Here is a 19,685-nt window from a genome sequence, read left to right on the forward strand (position 1 = left end):
GGTCCTCCCGCAGCTCAGTAGCGGTAGTGGTCGGGCTTGTACGGGCCGTCGACGTCGACGCCGATGTACGAGGCCTGCTCCGGGCGGAGCGTCGTCAGCTTGACGCCGAGGGCGTCGAGGTGGAGACGGGCGACCTTCTCGTCGAGGTGCTTGGGCAGCGTGTAGACGCCCACCGGGTACTCCGCCTGCTTGGTGAACAGCTCGATCTGGGCCAGCGTCTGGTCCGCGAAGCTGTTGGACATCACGAACGAGGGGTGGCCGGTGGCGTTGCCCAGGTTCAGCAGGCGGCCCTCGGACAGCACGATGATCACCTTGCCGTCGGGGAACGTCCAGGTGTGGACCTGCGGCTTCACCTCGTCCTTGACGATGCCGTCGATCTTCGCCAGACCGGCCATGTCGATCTCGTTGTCGAAGTGGCCGATGTTCCCGACGATGGCCTGGTGCTTCATCCTGGCCATGTCGCTCGCCATGATGATGTCCTTGTTGCCCGTCGTGGTGATGAAGATGTCCGCCTGGTCGACGACCTCGTCGAGGGTGGCGACCTGGTAGCCGTCCATCGCTGCCTGCAGCGCGCAGATCGGGTCGATCTCCGTGACGATCACGCGGGCGCCCTGGCCGCGCAGCGACTCCGCACAGCCCTTGCCCACATCGCCGTACCCGCAGACGACCGCCGTCTTGCCGCCGATCAGCACGTCGGTGGCCCGGTTGATGCCGTCGATCAGGGAGTGGCGGCAGCCGTACTTGTTGTCGAACTTCGACTTCGTCACCGCGTCGTTCACATTGATCGCGGGGAAGAGCAGGGAGCCCTCGCGCTGCATCTCGTACAGGCGGTGGACACCCGTCGTGGTCTCCTCGGTCACGCCGCGGATCTCCGAGGCGATGACGGTCCAGTCGAGCGTGCTGCGCTCCAGCAGGCCGCGTACGACCGTCATCTCCTCGCCGGACGCCTCCGGCAGCGCGCCGGTCTTCTTGCGCTCGACGCCGAGGTGGACGAGGAGGGTGGCGTCGCCGCCGTCGTCGAGGATCATGTTCGGGCCGGCGTGCCCGGGCCAGGTCAGCGCCTGCTCGGTGCACCACCAGTATTCCTCCAGGGTCTCGCCCTTCCAGGCGAAGACCGGGATCCCCGCGGCGGCGATCGCGGCCGCCGCGTGGTCCTGGGTGGAGTAGATGTTGCAGGAGACCCAGCGGACGTCGGCGCCGAGCGCGACGAGGGTCTCGATCAGGACGGCCGTCTGGATCGTCATGTGCAGGGAACCGGTGATCCGGGCCCCCGCCAGGGGCTGCGCCTCGGCGTACTCCTCGCGGATCGCCATCAGGCCGGGCATCTCGTGCTCGGCGAGGGTGATCTCCTTGCGGCCGAAGGCGGCGAGGGAGAGGTCGGCGACCTTGAAGTCGGTGAACTCAGCTGACATGGAGGCTCCTTGAGCTGTTCAGTACGGCACGGTGGATGTCCAGGGTCGCCGTGGACTTGTTGAGCGTGATGTAGTGCAGGCCGGGCGCTCCCTCGGCGAGCAGGCGTTCGGCCATCGCCGTGGCGTGGGCGACACCGATCTCGTACGCGTCGTGCGGGCGGTCCCGGGACGCCTCCAGCCGGTGCGCGAGGTCCTCGGGGAACGCGGCGCCGGACAGCTCGGCGAACCGGCCGATCTGGCGGGCGTCCGTGGCCGGCATGATCTCCGGGATGATCGGCGTGTCACAGCCGGCGGCCGCCACCCGGTCCCGGAGCCGCAGATAGTCCTCCACGTCGAAGAACATCTGGGTGACCGCGTAGTCCGCTCCGGCGCGGCACTTGGCGACGAAGTGACGGATGTCGGTGTCCCAGTCCGGCGAGCGCGGGTGCATCTCGGGGAAAGCGGCCACGCCGACCCTGAACTCGCCGAGCGAGCGCACGAGTTCGACGAGCTGATAGGCGTACGTGAAGCCGTCGGGATGCGGCCGCCAGGGCCCTCGCGGGTCACCGGGCGGGTCGCCCCGCAGCACGAGGACGTCCCGGACGCCGACGTCCGCGTACTGGCCGATGATGTGCCGCAGTTCGGCCACGGAGTGGTCGACGGCCGTGAGGTGCGCGACCGGCCGCAGGGTCGTCTCGGCGACGATGCGCCGGGTGACCTGGACGGTGCGTTCGCGCGACGAGCCGCCGGCGCCGTAGGTGACGGAGACGAAGTCGGGGGCGAGCGGCTCGATCCGGCGCAGCGCCTGCCACAGGGTCTGCTCGCCCTTGGCGGTCTTCGGCGGGAAGAACTCGAAGGAGAACGTCGGTCTCACCGTCCGCCTCCCGCCCGGCCCGCGTTGAAGTAGCTCGCCTCGGGGTGGTGGACGACGATGGCGTCGGTGGACTGTTCGGGGTGGAGCTGGAACTCCTCGCTGAGGTGGACGCCGATCCGCTCCGGCCGCAGCAGTCCGGCGATCTTCGCGCGGTCCTCCAGGTCCGGGCAGGCCGGGTAGCCGAGCGAGTAGCGGCACCCCTGGTACTCGGTGCGGAGCATGCCGGCGAGCGAGTCGGGGTCGTCGCCCGCCACCCCGATCTCGGAGCGGACGCGGGCGTGCCAGTACTCGGCGAGGGCCTCGGCCAACTGCACGGACAGGCCGTGCAGTTCGAGGTAGTCGCGGTAGGAGTTCGCGGCGAACAGCTCGGCGGTGGCCTCACCGATCCTCGAGCCGACGGTGACGACCTGGAGGCCGACGACGTCGGTCTCGCCGGACTCTTCAGGGCGGAAGAAGTCGGCCAGGCACAGCCGCCGCCCGCGCGGCTGGCGTGGGAAGGTGAAGCGGGTCCGCTCGTTGCCGTACTCGTCGAGGACGATCAGGTCGTCGCCCTTGGACACGCAGGGGAAGTAGCCGTGGACGACGGCCGCCTCCAGCAGGTTCTCGGTGCGCAGCCGGTCCATCCACATCCGCAGCCGAGGCCGGCCCTCGCTCTCCAGCGTCTCGCCCTTGAGCCCCCACTGGCCCTTGAAGAGGGCGCTCTCGTCGAGCCAGGAGGCGTACTCCTTGAGCTGGATGCCCTTGATGACGCGGGTGCCCCAGAACGGCGGTTCCGGCACCGGGTTGTCGGTGGCGACGTCCGAGCGGCCCGTCTCCCGCGGCTCGACGAGCACCACGTCCCTTCTCGGAACCCGGCGCTGTTTGAGTTCGGGCAGGGTGGCCCCGGGGACGCCGCGCTTGACCGCGATCAGGGCGTCCATCAGACGCAGACCCTCGAACGCGTCGCGCGCGTAGCGGACTTCGCCCTCATAGATTTCGTGCAGGTCCTGCTCGACGTAGGCGCGGGTGAGGGCGGCGCCGCCGAGGATCACCGGGTAGTCGGCCGCCAGCTTGCGCTGGTTCAGCTCCTGAAGGTTCTCCTTCATGATCACCGTGGACTTGACCAGCAGCCCGGACATGCCGATCACGTCGGCCCGGTGTTCCTCGGCCGCGTCCAGGATTGCCGAGACCGGCTGCTTGATGCCCAGGTTGACGACGTTGTAGCCGTTGTTGGACAGGATGATGTCGACGAGGTTCTTGCCGATGTCGTGGACGTCGCCGCGCACCGTGGCCAGCACGATGGTGCCCTTGCCCTCGGAGTCCGACTTCTCCATGTGCGGCTCCAGATAGGCCACCGCGTTCTTCATCACCTCGGCGGACTGGAGCACGAACGGCAGCTGCATCTGCCCGGAGCCGAACAGCTCACCGACCACCTTCATGCCGTCCAGCAGGGTGTCGTTGACGATGTCCAGCGCTGGGGTGGTCGACAGGGCGTCGTCGAGGTCGGCCTCCAGGCCGTTCTTCTCGCCGTCGATGATGCGCCGCTTGAGGCGCTCCTCCAGCGGCAGCGCCGCCAGCTCCTCGGCCTTGCCGGCCTTGAGGGACTTGGCGGTGGCGCCCTCGAAGAGCGCCATCAGCTTCTGCAGCGGGTCGTAACCCTCGGCGCGCCGGTCGTAGATCAGGTCCAGGGCGGTGGTGACCTGCTCCTCGTCGAACCGCGCGATCGGCAGGATCTTCGAGGCATGCACGATCGCCGAGTCCAGACCCGCCTTCACACACTCGTCCAGGAACACCGAGTTCAGCACGATGCGGGCGGCCGGGTTCAGGCCGAAGGAGATGTTCGACAGGCCCAGCGTGGTCTGGACGTCCGGGTGGCGCTTCTTCAGCTCGCGGATCGCCCCGATGGTGGCGATGCCGTCGCCCCGGGACTCCTCCTGACCGGTGCAGATGGTGAAGGTCAGGGTGTCGATGAGGATGTCCGACTCACGGATCCCCCAGTTCGTCGTCAGATCGGCGATGAGGCGCTCGGCGATGGCGACCTTGTGCTCGACCGTGCGGGCCTGGCCCTCCTCGTCGATGGTCAGCGCGATCAGCGCCGCCCCGTGCTCCCGCGCCAGCCGGGTGACCTTCGCGAACCGCGACTCGGGGCCGTCGCCGTCCTCGTAGTTGACGGAGTTGATGACCGCGCGGCCGCCCAGCATCTCCAGGCCGGCCTGGAGGACGGGGACCTCGGTGGAGTCCAGGACGACCGGCAGCGTGGAGGCGGTGGCGAAACGGCCCGCCAGCTCCTTCATGTCGGCGACACCGTCGCGGCCCACATAGTCGACGCACAGGTCGAGCATGTGCGCGCCCTCACGGATCTGGTCGCGCGCCATCTCGACACAGTCGTCCCAGCGGGCCTCCAGCATCGCCTCGCGGAACTTCTTCGAACCATTGGCGTTCGTCCGCTCCCCGATCGCCAGATACGCGGTGTCCTGACGGAACGGCACCGTCTGGTACAGCGAGGCGGCGCCCGGCTCGGGGCGCGGGCTGCGCTCGGGCGGGGTCATCTCGCGGACCCGCTCCACGACCTGACGCAGATGCTCGGGCGTCGTACCGCAGCAGCCGCCCACCAAGGACAACCCGTACTCGCGCACGAACGTCTCCTGCGCGTCCGCCAGCCCCACGGGCCCCAGCGGGAAGGTGGCGCCCTGCGAACTCAGCACCGGAAGACCCGCGTTGGGCATGCACATCAGCGGCGTCGTCGAGTGCCGCGCCAGGTGGCGCAGGTGCTCGGTCATCTCGGCCGGACCGGTGGAGCAGTTCAGGCCGATCAGGTCGATGCCCAGCGGCTCCAGGGCGGTCAGCGCCGCACCGATCTCCGAACCCAGCAGCATCGTCCCGGTCGTCTCGAAGGCCAGCGAGCAGATCAGCGGGACGTCGGCGCCGAGCGCCTCCATGGCGCGGCGGGCGCCGATCAGCGCCGCCTTCGTCTGCAACAGGTCCTGCGTCGTCTCCACCAGCAGCGCGTCCGCGCCGCCGGCCAGCAGTCCCTCGGCGTTGCGCTGGAACCCGTCGCGCAGCACGTCGTACGTGACATGCCCCAGCGTCGGCAGCTTCGTCCCGGGCCCCATCGACCCGAGGACCCAGCGCTGCTGTCCGGTCCTCGCGGTGAACTCGTCCGCGACCTCGCGGGCGACCCGCGCGCCCGCCTCCGACAACTCGTGCACCCGCCCGGCGATCTCGTACTCGCCGAGCGCCGAGTGATTCGCGCCGAACGTGTTGGTCTCCACGCAGTCGACGCCCACCGCGAAGTACGCCTCGTGGACCGCGCGGACGATGTCGGGACGGGTCACGTTGAGGACCTCGTTGCAGCCCTCCAACTGCTGGAAGTCCTCCAGCGTCGGCTCCCGCTCCTGCAGCATGGTGCCCATCGCACCGTCCGCCACGACCACGCGCGTCGCGAGGGCCTCCCGGAGCGCGGCGACGCGGCCGCCGCCCGGGGCGCTCACGACCGTCCGCCCAGGACCGCGGCGAGCGGCCGGGCGGCACCGGGACCGTAGGCGCCCTCGACGATGCGGTTCAGCCGCACCGGATCCACCTCGTACGTCTGCGAGCCGACCGCGCCGAGGACCACCGAGGCCAGCGCGCAGCCCAGTCGGGCCGCGGACCGGGCGTCGACGCCATGACCGAGGGCGGCGAGGAAACCGGCGCGGAAGGCGTCGCCGACACCCGTCGGGTCCGCCGTCTCGGCGACGGGAACGGCGGGGACGAGCAGGGGCTCCTGCCCGGCGCTCTCGACGCGGACGCCACCGGCGCCCAGCGTGGTGACCCAGCTACCGACGGCGCCGAGCACCTCCTCCCGGGACCAGCCGGTGCGTTCGCGCAGCAGCGCCGCCTCGTACTCGTTGGTGAACAGCCAGGTCGCACCGGTCACCAGAGCGCGCACCTGGTCGCCGTCCAGGCGGGCCAGCTGCTGCGAGGGATCGGCGGCGAAGGGGATGCCGAGCTCCCGGCACCCGGCCGTGTGCCGCAGCATCGCCGACGGGTCGTCGGGGGAGACGAGGACGAGGCCGGGGCGTTCGGCGCCGGTGAGCAGACCCCGCACATCGATGTCGGCGGCCTCGGCCATCGCACCGGTGTGGAACGCGGCGATCTGGTTGGCGTCCTGGTCGGTGATGCACATGAAGCGGGCCGTCTGCCGGTCGTCCGACACCCGCACCCCGCCGGTGTCCACCCCGTGCTCCTTCAACCACACCTCGTACTCGGCGAAGTCGGTGCCGACCGCGCCGATCAGCAGCGGCGCCAGGCCGAGCCCGCCGAGCCCGAACGCGATGTTGGCCGCGACGCCGCCCCTGCGCACCTCCAGTCCGTCGACCAGGAAGGAGAGCGAGAGGTGCGCCAGCTGGTCGGGCAGCAGATGGTCCGCGAACCGCCCGGGAAAGACCATCAGATGGTCGGTGGCTATGGAACCGGTCACCGCGATGCGCACAGATCACTCCTTGGTCGCTTCGGTCGCTGAACGCCGATGGTGCGCGGGCCCGGCCCATCGGCAGTGCGGCCGCACTCCCGCCCGCGTACCGCCGGGGTCCGGCCGTCGGGCGGCGGGCCCCGGCGGGCCCGCCGCACAGCCGCGGGCTCAGATGCCCGCGGCCGCCTTGAGCTGCTGGGCGCGGTCGGTGCGCTCCCAGGTGAAGTCGGGCAGTTCGCGGCCGAAGTGGCCGTAGGCGGCGGTCTGCGCGTAGATCGGGCGCAGCAGGTCGAGGTCGCGGATGATCGCGGCCGGGCGCAGGTCGAACACCTCGTTGATCGCCGCCTCGATGGTGGCCTGCGCGACCTTGCCGGTGCCGAAGGTCTCCACGAACAGGCCCACCGGCTCGGCCTTGCCGATCGCGTACGCGACCTGCACTTCGCAGCGGGACGCGAGTCCGGCCGCGACGACGTTCTTCGCCACCCAGCGCATCGCGTACGCGGCCGAGCGGTCCACCTTGGACGGGTCCTTGCCGGAGAACGCGCCGCCGCCGTGCCGGGCCATGCCGCCGTACGTGTCGATGATGATCTTGCGGCCGGTCAGGCCGGCGTCGCCCATCGGGCCGCCGATCTCGAACCGGCCCGTCGGGTTGACCAGCAGCCGGTAGTCGTCCGTCTCCAGCTTGATGCCCTCGTCGGCGAGTTGGCCGAGCACCTGCTCGACCACGTGCTCGCGCAGATCGGGGACGAGCAGGGAGTCCAGGTCGATGCCGGGGGCGTGCTGCGAGGACACCACGACCGTGTCGAGCCGGACCGGCCGGCTGCCCTGGTACTCGATGGTGACCTGGGTCTTGCCGTCGGGCCGCAGGTAGGGGACCGTGCCGTCCTTGCGCACCGCGGTCAGGCGACGCGAGAGCCGGTGGGCCAGCTCGATCGGCAGCGGCATCAGGTTGGGCGTCTCGTCCGTCGCGTAACCGAACATCAGGCCCTGGTCGCCCGCACCCTGCTGGTCTAGCTCGTCGTCCGCCCCGTCGCGGGAGGCGCCTTCGACGCGCTTCTCGTACGCGGTGTCGACGCCCTGCGCGATGTCCGGCGACTGCGCGCCGATCGACACCGAGACACCGCAGGACGCGCCGTCGAAGCCCTTGGCGGAGGAGTCGTAGCCGATGTCGAGGACGGCCTCGCGCACGAGCTGGGCGATCGGTGCGTACGCCGAGGTCGTCACCTCACCGGCCACGTGCACCAGGCCGGTGGTGATCAACGTCTCGACGGCGACGCGGGACGTGGGGTCCTCCCGCAGCAGCGCGTCGAGCACGGTGTCGCTGATCCGGTCGGCGATCTTGTCGGGGTGCCCCTCGGTCACGGACTCCGAGGTGAACAGGCGACGGGACATGACTCTCCAGACGGTTGTGGCCCACAGCGCGAAGGGCGTCAGACACGAAGCGCGGCACAGGCGGGCGAGACCGCCCGGGTGCCTGCCACGATGACCGATCTCGAAAGAGGAGCACTCGAAGAGCGCCAGAACCCCGCCAGAGCCGCCGCCGCACGACTGCGGCCCGGCGCGATCCGCAGGGGGATCGCACCGGGCCGCAGGGGTGTGGGTCAGTGCACGAGATCGCGCTCGTGCTCACCGGACCTGGTGGGCACGACCCGTGCCGGAGCGACCGCGAGCCGCTGCCGGAGCTTCTCGCCCTCGACATCGACGTTCGGCAGCAGACGGCCGAGCCAGCCGGGCAGCCACCAGGCGGCGTCGCCCAGCAGCGCGTGCACGGCGGGCACGATCGTCATCCGGACCACGAACGCGTCGAACAGGACGGCCGAGGCGAGACCGAAGCCCATCATCTTCACCAGGTCGTTGACCTCGAAGACGAAGCCGGAGAAGACGCTGATCATGATGATCGCGGCGGCCGTGACGACCCGCCCGCTGTGCCGGAAACCGGTCACGACGGCCTCCTCGGCCCCGGCGCCGTGCACGTACGCCTCCCGCATCCGGGTCACGAGGAACACCTCGTAGTCCATCGCGAGGCCGAAGACCACGCCGATCATGAACATCGGCATCGTCGTCATGATCGGACCGGGCTGGTCGATCCCGAGCAGATCGGCGGCCCAGCCCCACTGGAACACGGCGACCACCGCGCCGAGCGCCGCGCTCACCGACAGCAGGAACCCGAGCGCCGCCTTCAGCGGCACCAGCACCGAACGGAACACCAGGAGCAGCAGCAGGAACGCGAGGCCCACCACCAGTGCCAGATACGGCAGCAGGGCATCCGACAGGGCCTGCGAGAAGTCGATGAACAGCGCCGTCTGCCCGGTCACCAGAATCTCCGACGCGCCCGAGGCGGAAGCCAGCGACGCGGCCCTGGCCCGGACGTCCTTGACGAGTTCCTTCGTCCGGTCGTCCGTCGGACCCGTCTTCGGCACGACACTGAGGATCGCCGTGTCGCCCGCCTTGTTGGCGGCGGCCGGCGAGACGGAGTCGACGCCCGCCACCTTCTTCAGGGCGGCGCCGATCCTGTCACCGGCGGCTGCCGCGTCCTTGCCCTCCACGGTCACCGTCAGCGGACCGTTGAAGCCCGGCCCGAACGACTGCGACAGCAGGTCGTACGCCTTGCGCTGCGTGGTGTCCTTCGCCATCGTGCCCTCGCCCGGCAGGCCGAGCTCCAGCTGCGTGGCGGGCAGGGCCAGCGCCCCGAGCCCGAGGACCGCGACGACGAGCACGCCCACCGGGCGGCGCACCACGAACGACGCCCAGCGCGTCGACAGGTTCGGCCTGGTCCGCGCGGCCAGCTTCGCCGCCTTCTTCTCGGACCTGGCCAGCTTGCGGGCCGACAGCGGCTTCTTCGTACGGACGAGACGACGGTCGGCGACCCGCAGTACACGGCGTGGCGCGAAGCCCAGCAGGGCCGGTACGAGGGTGACCGCCACCAGTACGGCGACGGCGACCGTACCCGCCGCGGCGAGACCCATCTTGGTGAGGATCGGGATGTCGACGACCGCGAGACCGGCCAGTGCGATGATCACGGTGAGCCCGGCGAAGACGACCGCCGAACCTGCGGTGCCGGTCGCCCGGCCCGCCGCGTCGTCGGGGGCGTGCCCCTCGGAGATCTCGGCGCGGTACCGGAAGATGACGAACAGGGCGTAGTCGATGCCGACCGCGAGGCCGATCATCATCGCCAGCGTCGACGTCGTGGCCGACAGACCGAGGGTGCTGCCGAGCGCGGTGATGGCGGAGGTACCGATGCCCACCCCGATCAGGGCGGTCAGCAGCGGCATGCCGGCGGCGAGCAGCGCGCCGAACGTCAGCACCAGCACGACGGCGGAGACGAGCACACCGATCTGCTCACCGGTGCCGTTCATCTCCTGCTCGACCATGATGGCGTCACCGCCCGCCTCGACGGTCAGGCCGTCGTCGCGGGCCCGGTCGGTGGCCTTGGTGAGCGCGTCGTGCGCCTTGTCGGTGACGTCGGGCGCGGCGACCTCGTACGTCACCACGGCGTACGCGGTGCGGCCGTCGTCGCTGATCGAGCGGGCCTTGAACGGGTCGGCGACCGCGGCCACCTGAGGCGCCTTGCCGAGTTCACCGACGAGGCGCTCGACCACGGCGCGCTCGTCGGAGATCGACTTGCCGTCGGGCGCGCGCAGCACCACACGGGCACTGGCGCCCTCGGCGCTCGCGTCGGGGAACTTCTTCTCGAGCAGGTCGAACGCCTTCTGGGACTCGGTGCCCGGCATCGAGAACTGCTCGGTCGGCGGAGTGGGCGCGGACGACGCCGCGGCACCGACGCCGACGGCGATCAACACCCAGAAGAGAGCGAAGAGGCCGCGGCGCCTGAAGGCGAAGCGGCCGAGTCTGTACAGGAAGGTAGCCACGGCAACCGCACTTCCGTCAGTGGGGGGTGAGGACATACGCACGCGCCCACCGCCGGGGCGTCCACGCCCGGGCGGTCCGCACCGCGTGCCCACACAGTGACCGCAGGAGCCATCGGCCGCCCGGATCCTCTGGGCGCTCTGGAGCGGCCCTCCAGCGGATCTCGACGGCACGCCCCGTTTCCGGCCGGCCCCTTCTTTCCGTTCTTTCCGTCGAGGTCCGTGCAGCGGAAAGGCCCACCGGTGTCCCGCGGGGGGTGGGCGGGACGCCGGCGGGCGGTTGCGGGTGTCGCGCGGGCGGTGTGGCCGTGGGCGAACTCCCTGCGCAGAGCATCCCGTCAGGCGCTGGACGTCCGCTCGTGGGCCGCCGGAGAACCGGTGCATCCCGCTCCCGGGGCATTGCACGCGCGGCGGCGCGCACCGGAAGCGTCCGGTGCGCGCCGCTCGGGTCGTGCTCTGTCGCCTACTTGGGGTCGGCGTTGAACTGCGCCTTGGACCACAGGAAGCCGAGGACGGAGAGCGCCACGCACCAGGCGAGGGCGATCCACCCGTTGTTGCCGATCTCCGAGCCGAGGAGCAGGCCGCGCAGGGTCTCGATGGCGGGGGTGAAGGGCTGGTACTCCGCGATCGGCTGGAACCAGCCGGGCATCGAGTGCAGCGGCACGAAGGCGCTGGAGATGAGGGGGAGCAGGATCAGCGGCATCGCGTTGTTGCTGGCTGCCTCGGCGTTGGGGCTGCCCAGGCCCATGCCGACGGCGATCCACGTGAAGGCGATGGTGAAGAGGGTGACCAGGCCGAAGGCCGCGAACCACTCCAGGACCGAGGCGTCGACGGAGCGGAAGCCCATGGCGACGCCGATGCCGCCGACGATGACCAGGCTCAGGAGCGTCTGCACGACGCTGCCGACGACGTGGCCGAAGAGGATGGAGCTGCGGTGGATGGCCATGGTGCGGAAGCGGGCGATGATGCCCTCGCTCATGTCCGTGGAGACCGAGACGGCGGTGCCGATGGTGGTGGAGCCGATCGTCATGAGCAGGATGCCGGGGACGATGAAGGTGATGTAGGCGTCACGGCCCGCGCCGCCGCTCATGGTGTCGCCGAAGATGTAGACGAACAGCAGGAGCAGCATCACCGGGGTGAGCAGCAGGTTCAGGGTGAGCGACGGGTAGCGGCGGGCGTGCAGCAGGTTGCGGCGCAGCATCGTGCCCGAGTCGCGGACCGCGAGGGACAGGGAGCTCATCGGACGGTCTCCTTGGGCTGGGTGGGGACGCCGCTCGTGCTGGTGAGCGCGAAGAACACGTCGTCCAGGTCGGGGGTGTGCACGGTCAGTTCGTCGGCCTCGATGCCGGCGACGTCGAGCCGGTCGAGGATCGAACGCAGGTTGCGCTGGCTGCCGTCGCTGGGGATCTGCAGGGCCAGTGCCTCGTCGTCGCGCACGGCCTCGGTCACGGCGAGCGCGGCCGACTGGAAGGCGACGGGGTCGGTGAAGCGGAGGCGGACGTGGCCGCCGGGGATCAGCCGCTTCAGTTCCTCGGCGGTGCCCTCGGCCGCGATCTTGCCGTCGTTCAGGACGGCGATGCGGTCGGCGAGTTCGTCGGCCTCCTCCAGGTACTGCGTGGTGAGGAAGACGGTGACGCCGTCGGTGACCAGCTCGCGGATGATGTTCCACATGTTGTGCCGCGAGCGCGGGTCGAGGCCGGTGGTCGGCTCGTCGAGGAAGATGATGCGGGGGCTGCCGACCAGGGTCATGGCGATGTCGAGGCGGCGCTTCATGCCGCCGGAGTAGGTGGAGGCCGGCTTCTTCGCCGCCTCCACCAGGTCGAAGCGTTCGAGGAGTTCGGCGGTGACGCGCCGGCCCTCGGCCTTGGACAGGTGGTGCAGGTCGGCCATGAGGAGCATGTTCTCCTCGCCGGTGATGAGCCCGTCGACGGCGGAGAACTGCCCGGTGACACCGATCGCGGCACGGGCGGACTGGGCGTTCGTGGCGAGGTCGTGTCCGCCGACCGTGATCTGCCCGGAGCCCGGGTCGGGGGCGATGAGGGTGGAGAGGATCTTCACGGCGGTGGTCTTGCCGGCACCGTTGGGCCCGAGGAGGGAGAAGATCGTGCCTTCGGGGACGGTGATGTCGAAGCCGTCGAGGACGGTCTTGTCTCCGTAGGACTTGCGCAACCCGTGTGCCGCGATGGCCAGGTTCGTCATGGGGGGAGCTCCGTTTCGGGTCAGAGGCCGCGGGCGGTGATGTCGCCGTGCGAGGTGGTCGCGTGGATGGTCAGACCGGCGGCGGCACCGTCGCTGTTGCGCAGCGTGTTGGTGATCCGGCCGTAGGCGGTACGGGCGTCGAGCGAGGCGGAGACGCCGGGAGCGGCGCCGACCGAGATCGCGCCCGACTCGGTGTGCAGGGTGAGGGTGACGTGCGAGGCTTCGGCGACGGTCAGGTCGCCCTTCTGGGCGCGGAGTTCGGCGGGTCCGGTGAGGCGGGCCACCGAGATGTCGCCGTCGGCGACGGTGAGCCGGGTGTTCGCGGTCTCGTCCAGCGCGACGGTGGCCTGTGCGCCCTCGAACGTGACGTCGCCGAGCCGTCCCTCGCTGCGGAGTTCGGCACTGGCCGCCTTCGCGTCGACGTGTGAGCCGGCGGGGAGCTGCACGGTCACCTCGACCGAGCCGGAGTTGCCGAGCACCCCGTGCGTGGCCTCCGGAGCCTCGATCCGCAGCACACCCTCGCGGTAGGAGACCTCGATCTGCTCGGCCGCCTTCACGTCGCGGCTCCTGGCGGAGTCGGCGGGGCGCACCTCGACGGTGGTGTCGGTCCGGTCGGCGGCGACGAGGTGGATCCGTCCCGCCGGGATGTCGAGCACGGTCGGTACCGGGGCCGGGGTGTCGAACTTCTGCATCGTGCTCTCCTTCATCCACGTCGCGTGCCCTGCAGCCCGCTGTTTCTGATGATGGAAACGCTACGTTGCATTTATGAAACTGGCAACTGAGGTTCAGTGCTCAACTCGCTAACTATGCAGGCCAGAGCCGTGATTTCATTGCAATGGGATCGAGTTGAATGCAACGCTTTCGAGGTCCAGTGTTGCAACGAGTTGGCGGTGAACGCTATGCCGGGGCGTCGGGGCCGCGCGTGACCCCCGCCGCACCGACACCGGACGACCTGCCCGACCATGCCCCACGCCGGTGCAGCCCCGCTCGAGCCCCGCTGGAGCCCGCGCGAGGACCCGGGCCGCACGGCCGCCTCCGGGCGCCCTCGACCGGCGTTCCGGCGGTGGCGTGCACCATGAAAGTTTCGATGGCCGGAAACGCTACGTTGCATTCATTGGTGCAGCAATGTATGGATAGGGTAACTGCGTTCTGACGTAGGAAAAAGGTGGGAGAAGTTGCAATAGTCTCCTGGTGAACGCAACAGCGATACAGGGGTCGTTGCAACGAGCTGTAGGTGAACGCCGGGCGCGGCGCTCTCTTGGCTGGTCGCCGCACGGACGGCGGCCGCGGATGCGCACACCCATTGCGCACGAAAAAACCTACCGAGCGGTTTAAATTGACTTACCATTCGACCGGTTTATACAGTCATGCGGACTCTAGGTGGATCTCGGCGTCAGCCGATGGCCTCACGCAGTCGCACGCGGGTGGCTGATGCCGGCCCGTTCACGGACACATGAGGTGAGGCGCCCATGAAGGCGAAGCAGGAGCGGTCGGTGCGGACCCTGGAGCGGCTGATCACCTCGGCGGCCCAGCAGTTCGCGGACCGCGGCTTCGTCCGGGCCACGCTCAGCGACGTCAGTGAGGCGGCCGGCGTCACCAAGGGGGCGCTCTTCTTCCACTTCGCCACCAAGGACGAGCTCGCGGACGCCGTCCAGGCCCGCGGCGAGGACATCCTGGAGTCGGCGATCGGGGACATCGCCGGCCGGGAGGCCTTCAGCCTGCAGATCCTCGTCGACGCCACGCACGAGCTGAACCGCCTGCTGCGGGAGGACCCCTTCGTGCGGGCGGGGGTGCGCATCACCCGGGAGCGCACGGGCGCGGCGGCGTCGGACTTCTACCCCCTGTGGTTCGGCAGGCTGTGGAAGCTGCTGGACGACGCCCGGCGCAAGGGGGAACTGGACGGCGAGGTCGCCGACATGTCGGCGCGCACCCTGGTCACCGCCGCGGTCTCCGGTGTCGAGGTCCTCGCCTCGATGGGGGTGTCCGCGGACGAGGGCGACCAGTGGCTGACCCACCTGTGGGACCTCTTCCTGCCCCTCCTCACGCCGCCCGGAGATCCGAACCGTATACGGACCATGACCTTCACGGATCTCCCGTAGATTGCCCATGAGTGCTACAAACTTCACACGCTGGGGGCCGATCGCTCCCGCGGGGGAGTCTCAGGGGGAGACATGGGCGCTTTGGCGGGCAAGACGGCATTGGTCACCGGAGCGAGTCGCGGGATAGGGCGCGGCATCGCGTGCCGGCTCGCCCGCGAAGGAGCCCTGGTCGGTGTGCACTTCCGGGGCGACGACGCCGCGGCCGACGAGACCCTCACCGCGATCCGCGACAGCGGCGGCCGGGCCTTCTCGATCCGCGCCGACCTCGGCGCCCCGGGGGCGGCGGAGCTGATGTACGCCCAGTTCGACGCGGAGGTGGCGCAGTTGGGCGCGGCTCCGGGCCTGGACATCCTGGTCAACAACGCGGGAGTCAGCGGCTCGGCCCGCATCGAGGAGGTGACACCGGAGCTCTTCGACCGGATCTTCGCGGTGAACACCAAGTCGCTGGTCTTCGTGGCGCAACAGGCGGTCAAACGCATCCACGACGGCGGCCGCATCATCAACGTGTCGTCGGCCGCGACGCGGCTGGCCTACCCCGAGTCCCTCGTGTACTCGATGAGCAAGGGCGCCGTGGACACCTTCACCCTGGCTCTCGCCAAGGAGATGGGGCAACGGAACATCACCGTGAACGCGGTGCGCCCCGGGTTCGTCGAGACCGACATGAACGCCGGGAAGCGGCTCCACGCGAAGGCCACGGACGAACTGGCCGCCTGGTCCGTCTTCAACCGGCTGGGGCAGCCCGAGGACGTGGCCGACATCGTCCTGTTCCTGGCGTCGGACGCGTCGCGGTGGATCACCGGACAGTGCATCGACGCCTCCGGCGGATCCCGGCTGTGACGGGAGGCGCCCTGTCGGCCCCGGGCTGAGAGGGCGTCAACCGGCCCGCCCCGCACACTTTTTGACGCGAAACCTTCCGTGCGGCGAGGTGAAAGCGCGAAGGCCCGCCGGTGACGTCGGGGCGACGGCGGCACGCCACGTGGCCCCTCACTTCGGCATTCACGCGCCCGGGTCCGGCCGGGGGCCGGGACGGCCGCGCACCCTCCCACCGATCCTCGACCCAATCGGGTACCCAATTTGCCTCCGGCTAACAGAAAAAAACCAGTCGACTGGTATTCTCTAGCTGCTTCGCGCTGCACTTGGGGCCTCGTTGCTCGCCATTTGTTCTGCTCAGGACGCGTTTTCTTCAGATCGACGTCTCAGCCAGGGGGTTCAAGGTGGGTGCTCTGATACAAACCGACCGTCCGAGTTGCCGGGTAGGTCTGGACCGCGACACCGAACTCTTCGAACAGACCGTGCCGCGCAGCCTGGTGCACCGGGCCGCGGTCTCCGAGGTCCTCGTGACCGGGTGGCGGAGCACGGAAGGCACGTCGTACCGGCTCGGCGCCCAGTGGTCCCGAGGGCACGGCTACTACGGGGCCGTCGCCGACACGTGGCACGACCCGATGCTCTTCGCTGAATCGATTCGCCAGTCGTGCCTGCTGCTCGCCCACGAGGCCCTGCACGTCCCCATGACGCACCAGTTCCTCACCACGCGCACCTCCTTCCAGGTGGACGAGGCCGGAGTCCGGCTGTCGCGCCCCGGCCGGCCCGCCCACGTCGTCCTCGACATGAGCCTGGCCGAGGTCAAACTCCGCGCGGGCAACGTCAGCTCCTACGGATACGACGTCGTCGCCCTCCGCGACGGCGAGCGCGTGGGCGTGGGCCACCTGAAGGGCCAGTGCGTCTCCCCGGCCGTCTACGAACGGTTGCGCGGCGACCGGGTCGGAGCGCGCGCCTCGCGCCCCGCGGTCCAGTCCGTCGATCCCCGGCTCGTCGGCAGGGACTGCGAGTTCGACGTCGTGCTCGGCACCTCCGTGGCCGACGGAGTGCTGCCGCTGCGCATCGATCCGGAGCACCCGGTCCTGTTCGACCACCCGGTCGACCACGTCTCCGGCATGGTCTTGATGGAAGCCGCACGGCAGATGGCGCTGCTGGCCCTGCGGGCCCCTCAGGCGCTCCTGGTCGCCTGCGAGGCGAACTTCCGGCGCTACGTCGAGTTCCACGTCCCGTGCCTGGTGACGGCCGACGCCCCCGAGCGCGACTCCGCGGGCCGCAGCTGGCTCACCATCCACTTCCACCAGAGCGGCACCGAGGTCGGCTCCTGCCGGGTCGCCCTGGTCACCGGCACGGAGAACTGAGCCGCACGTGACCACGGTGACCACCGCGACCGCCCCGGTCGGCACGGACACGGTTCTTGTCGCGGGAGGCACAGGCTTCATCGGACGCGCCGTCGTCCGCGAGCTCCAAGCCCGTACCGGCGCCGGTGTGCGGGTGCTGTCCTCCCGCGGCGGGACAACCCCTCCCGCGGGCTCCCCCGTCCGGCACGTCCGCGCCGACCTGACCCGCCGGGACAGCCTGCGGGGAGCCTGCGACGGCGTCACGACCCTGGTGCACACCGCCTCGTACGTCGGACGGGACGCCGAGCGCTGCACGGCCGTCAACCACGACGGCACCCTGGCCCTGCTCGACGAGGCGCGACGGGCCGGAGTCGCCCGCGTCGTCCATGTCAGCACCGCCTCGGTGTACGGCAGCGGACCCCACCGCGGGGCACGCGAGGAGGACCTGCCCCTGCGGCCCGAGTCCGCGGCGAGCGCCTCCCGGATGCGGGCCGAGCAGGCGGTCCTCGACGCGGGCGGAGCCGTGCTGCGGCCGCACCTCGTCCACGGCGAGGGAGACAGATGGGTCGTGCCGGCCATCGACCGGCTGCTGCGGAGCGTCCCGGCCTGGCCGGCGGACTGCGACCCGCACATCTCGATGATCGCGGTCCGCGACCTGGCCCGCTGCGTGGTCTCCCTGGCCCTCGACCCGGGAGCGGCGCACGGACCGGAGATCTTCCACGCGGCGGACCCGCGGCCGGTGCCCATGAGCCGGCTCAAGTCGGCACTGCACCGCACCCTCGGCACGCCCCTGCCGTCGGTCACGATCTCCCGCGACGAGCACCGGGCGCGGATCCGCCGCGCCCTGCCCGCGCTCTCCGACCACCAGTACGCCCTGCTCACCGAAGACCACTGGTACGACGCGGACAAGCTGTGGGCCCGGACCGGACAGCACCCGGGCCCCGGTCTCGAATCGCGCCTGGCCGAGTGCCGCGACTGGTACCTGCGGTACGGGAGTTGACGGCCCCGGCCGCGCGGAGCTCCCGGACTCCGCGCGGCCCCCCGGGCGCGCTCCGCCCGCGCCCAGCCGTCCCTCCAGCCGCCCTGAGTAGCCTCCCGAGCGTTTGAGAGCCTGTACCGCACCGCGCGTCCGCCGGCCCGCCCGCTCGTCGTCGCGGACCAGCACCGACAGGAGCCGACGCCTATGACCGTGGAAACCACCACCCCCGGCGCGACAGCGGCACCTCACGGACGAAGTCGGCGCGTGGAAGGGGAGCCGAGCCGGTACGCGGACCCCACGCCCTGCCGCGCGCCCCGGGGAAGGTGAGCCATGGAGCACAGCGGCATCGGCACGGCGACGACGTCCAGGGGGCCGGTGCACGCGGGCTGCGGAACCGCGACGGAGGCCAACGCCCGGTACCGGCGACTGATCGCGAACGGCGCGACCTGGCTGTCGGTCACCTTCGACCTGCCCACACGGCTCGGCCACGACAGCGACGACCCGATCGCCTCCGGTGAGGTCGGCAGGGACGGCGTCGCGATCGACTCGATCGACGACATGCGCGTCCTGTTCGGCGGCATCCCGCTCGGCAGCGTCTCCACCTCGATGACCGTCGACGCCCCGGCCGCGCCGCTGCTGGTCCTCTACCACCTGGCGGCGGAGGAACAAGGCGTGACCGCCGACCGGTTGAGCGGCGCGCTCCGCAACGGCGGGACCGGCGACCACTCCCTGGCGGCCGCGCCCGTCTTCCCGCCCCGCCCGTCGGTGCGGCTGACCGCGGACGTCCTCGCCTACTGCAGGGCCGAACTTCCGCGCTGGAGCACAGCAGCGCCCCCCGGCCCCGACGACGCCCAGGACCGGCCCCACGGGACGCCCCGCGCACCACTGCACCCCGCGCCCTGCGCCGCGACCCGACAGACCGAACGCATCGCCAAACTCCGCGCCTGGCGATGCGGGGAACGCGTCGGCGACACCCTGACGGCACTGCGCGCGACGGCGGCCGGCGTGGACAACGTTCTCTACCCGATGAAGAACGCCCTGGCCGCCGGCGCCACCGTCGGCGAGGTCTGCACAGCACTCCGCGAGGTGTGGGGCGGCGGATGACGCACGGGGTGCGGCCGGGGGCGGGGCGCTCAGCGGTTCACCACGCCACTGGGGCTGTGCGGTCGGGCGAACGGATGCGCAGAGTCAGCGGACCGCGGGCCCTGCCGCATCCGCGAGCGGCCGCGTCCGTTCGGAGCCGGCCGCGATCTGCCGCGTGATGAACGCGTCGATGGCACGCACCGAGCGCAGTTCGTCCGCGTCCGGGATCCATCCGTCGAGGTCGACGGCGAAGTGGTCGCAGATCCAGGCGACGAGCTGCATGACACCCATGCTGTCGAGCACACCGTGGGCCGGCAGATCCTGATCCGGCTCCACCGTGCCCGCCGACGTCCCGCTGATCTGCGTGGCCAAGAACTCTTCGATCGCCTGGGAGTGACGCATCAGGACTCCTTCTGTCTGCCCGGCCAATCGGTTGTACCCGCCTCCACTCGAATACTCCTTGAACACCGGTCGATCGAGAAATGCGCTGAGGGTTCGCTGGAGAGCCGGTCGATTGACGGCCGCCTCTCTTGTTGCCTCACGGGCCGGGTGTAATCGTTCGTGGCGGGCTGAACTTCGGGCCCAAGTGTTCTTCCGTGCTGATTCTCC

15 protein-coding genes and 1 pseudogene are annotated in these 19,685 nt (G+C 70.5%); 6 read left to right on the forward strand and 10 right to left on the reverse strand.

The annotated features are described in order from the left end of the window. Positions 1-14: 14 nt before the first annotated feature. The 9 genes from ahcY to ABII15_RS38900 form a co-directional block, all read right to left on the reverse strand. Positions 15-1,412 carry an adenosylhomocysteinase gene (ahcY, locus tag ABII15_RS38860; protein ID WP_353947404.1) on the reverse strand — a complete coding sequence of 466 codons (1,398 nt, stop codon included), beginning with the start codon at positions 1,410-1,412 and terminating at the stop codon, positions 15-17. Continuing rightward, positions 1,402-2,265, reverse strand: a complete 864-nt coding sequence (gene metF, locus ABII15_RS38865; protein ID WP_353947405.1) for a methylenetetrahydrofolate reductase [NAD(P)H] — start codon at positions 2,263-2,265, stop codon at positions 1,402-1,404. The genes ahcY and metF overlap by 11 nt, the downstream gene beginning before the upstream one ends. Continuing rightward, on the reverse strand, positions 2,262-5,735 hold the full coding sequence (gene metH / locus ABII15_RS38870) for a methionine synthase (RefSeq protein WP_353947406.1): 3,474 nt from the start codon (positions 5,733-5,735) through the stop codon (positions 2,262-2,264). Before metH ends, metF begins: the two co-directional genes overlap by 4 nt. Beyond that, positions 5,732-6,715, reverse strand: a complete 984-nt coding sequence (locus ABII15_RS38875; RefSeq protein ID WP_353947407.1) for a carbohydrate kinase family protein — start codon at positions 6,713-6,715, stop codon at positions 5,732-5,734. The genes metH and ABII15_RS38875 overlap by 4 nt, the downstream gene beginning before the upstream one ends. 147 nt (positions 6,716-6,862) lie before the next feature. Further along, positions 6,863-8,086 carry a methionine adenosyltransferase gene (gene metK / locus ABII15_RS38880; protein WP_111668641.1) on the reverse strand — a complete coding sequence of 408 codons (1,224 nt, stop codon included), beginning with the start codon at positions 8,084-8,086 and terminating at the stop codon, positions 6,863-6,865. Positions 8,087-8,295: 209 nt separating this feature from the next. After that, positions 8,296-10,563 (reverse strand): MMPL family transporter, encoded by a 2,268-nt coding sequence (locus tag ABII15_RS38885; RefSeq protein WP_353947408.1) that lies wholly within the window; start codon positions 10,561-10,563, stop codon positions 8,296-8,298. Positions 10,564-11,023: 460 nt separating this feature from the next. Further along, complete coding sequence (locus ABII15_RS38890; RefSeq protein WP_353947409.1) at positions 11,024-11,800, reverse strand: ABC transporter permease; 777 nt, start codon at positions 11,798-11,800, stop codon at positions 11,024-11,026. Then, positions 11,797-12,759 carry an ATP-binding cassette domain-containing protein gene (locus ABII15_RS38895; protein ID WP_353947410.1) on the reverse strand — a complete coding sequence of 321 codons (963 nt, stop codon included), beginning with the start codon at positions 12,757-12,759 and terminating at the stop codon, positions 11,797-11,799. The genes ABII15_RS38890 and ABII15_RS38895 overlap by 4 nt, the downstream gene beginning before the upstream one ends. A gap of 20 nt (positions 12,760-12,779) precedes the next feature. Further along, entirely contained in the window at positions 12,780-13,451 is a 672-nt protein-coding gene (locus ABII15_RS38900) for a DUF4097 family beta strand repeat-containing protein (RefSeq protein WP_353947411.1), read from the reverse strand. A 777-nt stretch (positions 13,452-14,228) separates the two neighbouring features. On the opposite strand from ABII15_RS38900, the gene ABII15_RS38905 reads away from it, so the two are divergent. The 6 genes and pseudogenes from ABII15_RS38905 (at position 14,229) to ABII15_RS38930 (ending at position 19,097) form a co-directional block, all read left to right on the forward strand. Further along, positions 14,229-14,858: a ScbR family autoregulator-binding transcription factor gene (locus tag ABII15_RS38905; protein ID WP_353947412.1), complete on the forward strand. Its 630-nt coding sequence runs from the start codon at positions 14,229-14,231 to the stop codon at positions 14,856-14,858. 72 nt (positions 14,859-14,930) lie between these two features. Continuing rightward, the gene (locus tag ABII15_RS38910; protein ID WP_353947413.1) at positions 14,931-15,695 is read left to right on the forward strand and encodes an SDR family oxidoreductase; all 765 of its coding nucleotides are present in this window, start codon (positions 14,931-14,933) and stop codon (positions 15,693-15,695) included. A gap of 455 nt (positions 15,696-16,150) precedes the next feature. Then, positions 16,151-17,035 (forward strand): ScbA/BarX family gamma-butyrolactone biosynthesis protein, encoded by an 885-nt coding sequence (locus tag ABII15_RS38915; protein WP_353947414.1) that lies wholly within the window; start codon positions 16,151-16,153, stop codon positions 17,033-17,035. Positions 17,036-17,042: 7 nt separating this feature from the next. Then, complete coding sequence (locus tag ABII15_RS38920; protein ID WP_353947415.1) at positions 17,043-18,014, forward strand: NAD(P)-dependent oxidoreductase; 972 nt, start codon at positions 17,043-17,045, stop codon at positions 18,012-18,014. A 357-nt stretch (positions 18,015-18,371) separates the two neighbouring features. Further along, a pseudogene (locus ABII15_RS38925) lies at positions 18,372-18,824 on the forward strand (methylmalonyl-CoA mutase family protein); the annotation flags it as partial. Positions 18,825-18,878: 54 nt separating this feature from the next. Next, a complete protein-coding gene (locus tag ABII15_RS38930; protein ID WP_353947433.1) occupies positions 18,879-19,097 on the forward strand; it encodes a methylmalonyl-CoA mutase family protein in 219 nt (72 codons plus the stop codon). Between the two features lie 84 nt (positions 19,098-19,181). Here the strand turns inward: ABII15_RS38930 and ABII15_RS38935 are convergent, their stop codons facing one another. Then, positions 19,182-19,478, reverse strand: coding sequence for an acyl carrier protein (locus tag ABII15_RS38935; protein ID WP_353947416.1), 297 nt, complete (start codon positions 19,476-19,478; stop codon positions 19,182-19,184). Positions 19,479-19,685: the final 207 nt, after the last annotated feature.

The sequence above is a fragment of the Streptomyces sp. HUAS MG91 genome, from assembly GCF_040529335.1.
Taxonomy (GTDB): domain Bacteria; phylum Actinomycetota; class Actinomycetes; order Streptomycetales; family Streptomycetaceae; genus Streptomyces; species Streptomyces tabacisoli.

Coding starts and splice junctions, on each gene's coding strand:
- ahcY (WP_353947404.1), bottom strand. CDS start 1,412: ATGTCAGCTGAGTTCACCGACTTCAAGGTCGCCGACCTCTCCCTCGCC.
- metK (WP_111668641.1), bottom strand. CDS start 8,086: ATGTCCCGTCGCCTGTTCACCTCGGAGTCCGTGACCGAGGGGCACCCC.
- ABII15_RS38890 (WP_353947409.1), bottom strand. CDS start 11,800: ATGAGCTCCCTGTCCCTCGCGGTCCGCGACTCGGGCACGATGCTGCGC.
- ABII15_RS38895 (WP_353947410.1), bottom strand. CDS start 12,759: ATGACGAACCTGGCCATCGCGGCACACGGGTTGCGCAAGTCCTACGGA.
- ABII15_RS38900 (WP_353947411.1), bottom strand. CDS start 13,451: ATGCAGAAGTTCGACACCCCGGCCCCGGTACCGACCGTGCTCGACATC.
- ABII15_RS38905 (WP_353947412.1), top strand. CDS start 14,229: ATGAAGGCGAAGCAGGAGCGGTCGGTGCGGACCCTGGAGCGGCTGATC.
- ABII15_RS38910 (WP_353947413.1), top strand. CDS start 14,931: ATGGGCGCTTTGGCGGGCAAGACGGCATTGGTCACCGGAGCGAGTCGC.
- ABII15_RS38935 (WP_353947416.1), bottom strand. CDS start 19,478: ATGCGTCACTCCCAGGCGATCGAAGAGTTCTTGGCCACGCAGATCAGC.